We start from the raw sequence: 6,893 nt of genomic DNA on the forward strand, positions 1-6,893 counted from the left end.
GTTATGAAGCTGGAAATTCAATATGATAGAGAAGATACTCTTTATTGTTTATAATAACCGTATTTTCTTTAGACATTCCGATTCTTTCAGCTACTTTAACGGAACTATAATTTAATGGATCAATGACTGCTACAATTCTCTGAAAGTGTAAGATGTGGAAGGCATAATCAAGAACAGCTTTCCCACTTTCAGATGCAAAGCCAAGTCCCCAATAATTCTTGGATAAAAGATAACCTAATTCAATTTCTTCTTTTCCTTGAATTATTTTATTTTGGATTCCGCATCTGCCAATTAATTTACCAGTTTCTTTATGATATATACCCCAAAGACCGTAACCGTAGAAAGGATAAACATTATTTATGTAAGCCTTCTGCTTTTCTATTTCTATGTCTAAGTCATTATCAATGTCTTTAATGTATTTGTTTACATCAGGTTGTGCATATATTTTTTTTAGATCCACCAAGTCATTTTCAGAAAGTTCCCTTATAATTAATCGGGAGGTATTGGCTATAGTAACTGGCTCTCCATTTACTCTTGCATGAATCTGATTGATATAGTTGTAATCAATTTCTTCAAAACCTTCTACAACGATACAAGCATCCGATAAATTCTGGTTTCCGGAATTAGGATTAGTAAATCCGATTACAGGAATGCCGGCAGCTTTTCCAGCCATAAGGCCACTATAAGAATCTTCTATAATGATGCATTCGTTTGTAGGAACTCCTAATTCCTTGACAGCTTTTAAGAATACATCAGGTGCAGGTTTTGGGTGTTTTAACGTAGTTCCGCTGATTAAATGATCAAAATATTTTTTGATTCCCAAGGAAGTCACCACTTCTTCTATATCTTGGATAGAGGAGGAAGAAGCAATGGCTAATTTTATTCCATGCTGGTATAAATCCTCTATTAATTCCTTTGTATAGGGAATAGGGGAATAGCCTTCTTCATTGAGTAATTGTTCTCTGGATTTATTATATAAATCCAGCAGCTCCGTAGTGCTATAGGTTAGGTTATAATCATGAATGATGGTTTCTAACATATGCGCATTGGTTCTGCCGATAAATTGATAACAATATTCCATAGTAATGTTAACACCTATATTTTTAAATGCCAATACGGCAGCCCTGGCATGTAATGGCTCACTGTCAATCAGCACTCCGTCCATATCAAATATTACAGCCTTTAACATTGTAAGTTCCTCCTTAGTTATTTACACTATTATAGCAGAAGCAGGCGAGAATTTGAATAGGAAGATAATATGGCTATAAAAGAAAGTTTAAAAGGGATTTATAAATGTTAATAAAACAATTCAATTAAGAGCTAAGGAGGTGTAAATTTAAATGGAATAATATCTTTAGAAATTGACTTTATTTTGCAGCTTTTTATCATGTAATATTCATCCTGAAGTTGCCGTTTTTCATACAATTAACTGCGTTGACAATCTCCCTTACTATGATATAATTAACGCGTAGTACACATAGGCAAGCTTCCTTGCGTATGGGAGCTAAGACCAGGAGCAGGAATGTTAGTGTTCCTAATATAATTAATCGTAGTAAGCATACGCGAGTTTACTTGTGTAAGAGGCGGGAGCTTATATTGCAGAAATTGGAGATAATCATACATGGAAAAAGCGGTTGTAAAATTAATAAAAGGTGAAGGTAGAACATTAAAATCCGGTGGTATGTGGGTGTTCGACAATGAGATAGATTCCATTACCGGGGATTTCGAGAATGGTGATATAGTAGACATACATGATTTTGATGATTATTTTATGGGAAGGGGTTTTATCAATACCAATTCCAAAATAGTAGTAAGAATTATGACCAGAATAAAAGGACAGGAAATAGACACGCAGTTTTTAAAAACTCGTATTGAAGATGCCTGGGAATATAGAAAAAGAACGGTAGATACAAGCAGCTGCCGCATTATATTTGGTGAAGCGGATTTTCTGCCGGGAATTGTTGTAGACAAATTCACAGATGTATTAGTTGTTCAGTCATTGGCTATGGGAATAGACCGAATGAAGAATACGATTGTAGAACTGTTAAAAGAAATCTTATTAAAAGATGGCATTCAGATTCGCGGTGTATATGAGCGCAGTGATGCCAAGGTTCGACTTCAGGAAGGCATGGAACGGATCAAAGGTTTTCTTGGTGAATCTTTTGATACTAAGATTCAGATTATTGAAAATGGTGTTAAATATAATGTAGATGTAGAAGAAGGCCAAAAGACTGGTTTCTTTTTAGATCAAAAATATAATCGCGAAGCCATAAAGAAATTGTGCAAAGGAGCAGAGGTTCTAGACTGTTTTACTCACACAGGTTCTTTTGCATTAAATGCTGGATTAGCCGGGGCCAAAAGTGTTTTAGGAATAGATGCGTCGGAGCTGGGTGTTAAACAGGCGGAGGAGAATGCTGCACTGAATGGTTTACAGGAAGTGGTACATTTTCAATGTGCAGATGTGTTTGAATTACTGCCGGAATTGGAAAAGCAGAATAAAAAATTTGATGTTATTATTTTGGATCCCCCTGCATTTACAAAATCCAGAAATTCTGTTAAGAATGCAATAAAAGGGTATCGGGAAATCAATCTTAGGGCAATGAAATTATTAAAAAATGGCGGGTTTTTAGCCACTTGTTCCTGTTCTCATTTTATGACTCCAGATTTATTTGCAGATACGGTAGGACAAGCAGCTAAACATGTGAGAAAGAGATTAAGACAGGTAGAGTATCGTACTCAGGCTCCAGATCATCCAATCCTTTGGGCAGCAGATGAGTCTTATTATCTAAAATTCTTTATATTCCAAGTTTGTGATGAAAGATAATTTACTGTTATAAGACAAAAGTAAAGAAAGACAAAAGAAAGTAAGACAAAGGAAAGAAAGATACAGGTGTAAAATGACCATTGAAGAGGCATATAAATTTATAACGGAATCAAATAAATATGGCAGTGTATTGGAACTTTCATCAATGAAGACACTTTTAGCCCGATTAGGAAATCCTCAGGAACAATTAAAGTTTGTACATGTGGCCGGTACGAATGGAAAAGGTACCACAGGGGCATATATTTCAGCTATTCTTGCGACAGCCGGCTATTATGTAGGCAGATATATTTCTCCGGCAGTGTTAAATAAAAGAGAAATCATTCAAATATCCTATAAACATGAAACTTCCCATATGATAAGTAGCGGAAATAATCAGAGGAAGGATACTAAGTTTGATAAATCTCCAGACATATTTACAAAATATATATCAGAAAAAGATATTGCCTATTATATAGAACGGATTCAAAAAGCTTGCATTTCTATAACAGCGGAGGGACTGCCTCATCCAACCATATTTGAAATAGAAACAGCAATGTCTTTCTTATACTTTTTAGATTCCAAATGTGATATTGTTGTTTTAGAGGTGGGTATGGGAGGAAGGTTGGATGCAACCAATGTTATAAGTACTGCAGAGTGTGCAGTTCTAACATCTATCAGTATGGACCATATGCATATCTTAGGCAATACTTTGGAAGAAATCGCAATGGAAAAGGCAGGAATTATTAAGCCGGGGATTGAGGTAATCTCTTATGATCAAAAACCAGAGGCAAGAAAAGTTATTGAGGAAGTATGCAAAGAAATGGGAACCAATGTGGCATTTGCAGACTTTAACAATATTAGGATAGAAAGACAGGATTTAAAGGGAACTATATTTTCCTATGAAGAATGGAAGCATTTGCATATCAATTTGTTAGGCGAAAATCAGATTAAAAATGCGGTTACAGCCCTATTGGCAATAAAAGTATTACAAAGCTCCGGCTACTCCATAACAGAAGAAGATATTTATTCAGGACTGTTGAATGCATGCTGGAGGGGCAGATTTGAAATCTTAAAGGAGGAACCGTTATTTATAGTAGATGGAGCTCATAACGAAGATGCTGCTATTTCTTTGGCAAGGAATATTAATATTTATTTAAAAGGCAAGAAAATAATCTATATTATGGGAGTGTTAGCAGATAAAGATTATAATGCTGTGTTAAAACATACGGGAAAATATGCCAGTGCAATCCTAACCATAACTCCAAATAGCTCAAGGGGATTAAGTTCCAAAGTATTGGCACAGGCGGCAAGCCAATATTGCAGTACCGTTTATGACTGCCACAGGGTTTCAGAAGCGGTTGAAAAAGCTTATAATATTGCAGGCGAGAACGATGTAATAGTAGCTTTTGGTTCCTTATCATATTTGGAAGAAGTGTATCAGGTTTTGGGTATTACAATGGAATAGAAGATTGCAAAGGATTTGGCAGATGGGAGAAAATATGGATCAGAGAAAAATTGAAGAAGGAGTAAAGCTTCTTTTGGAAGGCATTGGTGAAGATGTTAACAGAGAAGGACTGTTAGAGACTCCAGAAAGAATAGCCAAAATGTGTGAAGAAATATTTGGAGGATTAAAAGCAGATGCAGGAGAACATCTGGTAAGAACTTTTACTGCTACCAACAATGAATTAATAGTGGAAAAAGAGATCCCTTTTTATTCGGTGTGTGAACATCATTTGCTTCCGTTCTATGGAAAAGCACATATTGGATATATTCCAGATGGAAAAGTAGTGGGATTAAGTAAACTTGCAAGGACTGTTGAAGTATATGCAAAACGTCCACAGATTCAGGAACAAATGACAGCCCAAATCGCAGATGATATTATGAAATATCTAAATCCCAAGGGAGTTATTGTGGTGTTAGAGGCGGAACATATGTGTATGACTATGCGTGGTGTTCGCAAACCAGGTGCAAAAACCACTACTTTTGTAACCAGAGGAGATTTTGAACAAAATCAGGAATTAAAAAATACATTTTTTCAACTGATAAAATAAGATACTTTACAAATAAGAAGGATAAATCAACGATTTAGAATAGAAAATTTATAAAGTTTGTTTTTATAAATCTGAGAGTACCGTAACATTCTTGTGTAAATGTATATTTCATTAAGGCAGGTGTTTGATAATATGATTATTGGAAATAAAGAGTTTAAAATTAAGGAAAGAACCCATATTATGGGTATTCTCAATGTAACACCGGATTCTTTTTCCGATGGCGGAAGATTTAATACTTTATCCAATGCATTGGAATATGCAGAACAGATGATAAAGGAAGGTGTGGATATTATTGATATTGGCGGTGAATCAACCCGTCCTAATTATACCATGATTTCAGAGGAAGACGAAATTAATAGGGTTGTACCTGTGATAAAGGAACTAAAAAAACATTTTGATATTCCGTTATCCATTGATACCTATAAAAGTAAGGTGGCGGAAGCTTCTCTCGATGCCGGAGCAGATTTAATTAATGATATATGGGGGCTAAAATTTGATGCTAACATGGCAAATGTCATTAGTAAATATAATGGAGCCACATGTATTATGCATAATAGAAAAGAAGCCATATACGATAACTTTATGAAAGATATGCTTTCAGACCTGCAGGATAGTATTGATATTGCTCTGGCTGCCGGTATTGAAAAAGACAAAATCATTATAGATCCGGGAGTCGGCTTTGCAAAAACCTATGAAATGAACTTAACAGTAGTGAATCGTCTGGAAGAACTTCAAAAATTCGAACTGCCGGTTTTACTGGGAACTTCAAGAAAATCAATGATTGGTAAAGCCCTGAATGAAACGGTAGAAAACAGATTGGAAGGAACCCTTGCAACGAGTGTTATGGGTGTTATGAAAGGTTGTAATTTTCTAAGGGTACACGATGTATTAGCAAACCTTCGGGCAATTCGAATGACAGAAGCAATACTAAGGGAACGCTAGGCACTAGTGTGAATTATTGAAATGCATAATTCACACCCTGATTTGCGGCATGCAATGTGAGCTAGTATGAAAATTAAATTTTAACACGGTAAATTTGTGCTTGCGTTCAAATACGCAGGCATTGGGAACATGGAGAATTAATATGGATAAAATAGTGATTTCACATCTTGAAGTATTCTCTCATCACGGTGTATACAAAGAAGAGAATGTATTAGGGCAAAAGTTTTTAGTATCTGTAGAAATATTTGCAGATTTATCAGCTGCTGCTAAAAATGATGACTTATCAAAATCAGTTAACTATGGCGAAGTATGCCATTTTATAAAAAAAGAAATGGAGCAAAACACCTTCAAATTAATTGAAGCATTAACCGCGCATTTAGCAAAGAAAATATTATTAGAGTTTAAGAATATAGAAAAATTAAAAGTACAAGTGAAAAAACCCTGGGCACCTATTCTGTTACCAATAGATACGGTATCTGTTGAAATGGAGCGAGGATGGCATACCGTTTATATAGGCCTGGGATCCAATATGGGAGACAGGGAACAAAACCTGAATTCTGCTATAGAGTTATTAAAATCTGATGAAGAGTGTCAGATAATAAAAGTATCCTCCTATAGTAATACAAAGCCGGTGGGAGAAGTGGAACAGGGGGATTTTCTAAATTGTGCACTAGAACTTAGAACTCTAAAATCACCGGAAGAACTACTGGAGCTAATCGGTGAAATAGAAAACAAATTAAAGAGAGTCCGAACCATTCACTGGGGACCCCGTACCATTGACTTAGACATCTTATTCTATGATCATGCCATTATCAATACAGAAAGATTGACCATACCTCACCCCGAAATCATTAACCGGGAATTTGTCCTAGATCCAATGAGGGAAATTGCGCCATACTATATGCACCCAATTTACAATCAAACTGTGAGCAAACTATACGAAGGCTATAAAAAGAATAATTAATAAAAGCTTTATAAAGCCAAATAAAAATGTATCTTTGTAGGACGCTTTGCCTGGGGGTGTAGAGAACTCAAAAAGTGCTGATTGGGTTTTCGTAATGACTTAATTTATTTTTAGTAAGGATAACATGGTGTAT

At 35.5% G+C, this 6,893-nt stretch carries 6 protein-coding genes; 5 read left to right on the forward strand and 1 reads right to left on the reverse strand.

The window, feature by feature from the left end:
* Position 1 precedes the first annotated feature (1 nt).
* Positions 2-1,189, reverse strand: a complete 1,188-nt coding sequence (locus RT261_RS14265) for a GNAT family N-acetyltransferase (RefSeq protein WP_313133441.1) — start codon at positions 1,187-1,189, stop codon at positions 2-4.
* Between the two features lie 432 nt (positions 1,190-1,621).
* Between RT261_RS14265 and RT261_RS14270 the strand changes: the two genes are divergently transcribed.
* The 5 genes from RT261_RS14270 (at position 1,622) to folK (ending at position 6,760) form a co-directional block, all read left to right on the forward strand.
* Complete coding sequence (locus RT261_RS14270; RefSeq protein WP_313133442.1) at positions 1,622-2,824, forward strand: class I SAM-dependent rRNA methyltransferase; 1,203 nt, start codon at positions 1,622-1,624, stop codon at positions 2,822-2,824.
* A 73-nt stretch (positions 2,825-2,897) separates the two neighbouring features.
* Positions 2,898-4,268: a bifunctional folylpolyglutamate synthase/dihydrofolate synthase gene (locus tag RT261_RS14275; protein WP_313133443.1), complete on the forward strand. Its 1,371-nt coding sequence runs from the start codon at positions 2,898-2,900 to the stop codon at positions 4,266-4,268.
* Positions 4,269-4,302: 34 nt separating this feature from the next.
* Positions 4,303-4,854 carry a GTP cyclohydrolase I FolE gene (gene folE, locus RT261_RS14280; RefSeq protein ID WP_313133444.1) on the forward strand — a complete coding sequence of 184 codons (552 nt, stop codon included), beginning with the start codon at positions 4,303-4,305 and terminating at the stop codon, positions 4,852-4,854.
* Between the two features lie 132 nt (positions 4,855-4,986).
* A complete protein-coding gene (gene folP, locus RT261_RS14285) occupies positions 4,987-5,796 on the forward strand; it encodes a dihydropteroate synthase (RefSeq protein WP_313133445.1) in 810 nt (269 codons plus the stop codon).
* A gap of 142 nt (positions 5,797-5,938) precedes the next feature.
* Positions 5,939-6,760 (forward strand): 2-amino-4-hydroxy-6-hydroxymethyldihydropteridine diphosphokinase, encoded by an 822-nt coding sequence (folK, locus tag RT261_RS14290; RefSeq protein WP_313133448.1) that lies wholly within the window; start codon positions 5,939-5,941, stop codon positions 6,758-6,760.
* Positions 6,761-6,893: the final 133 nt, after the last annotated feature.

This window comes from Anaerocolumna sp. (assembly GCF_032079385.1).
Classification (GTDB): Bacteria; Bacillota; Clostridia; order Lachnospirales; family Lachnospiraceae; genus Anaerocolumna.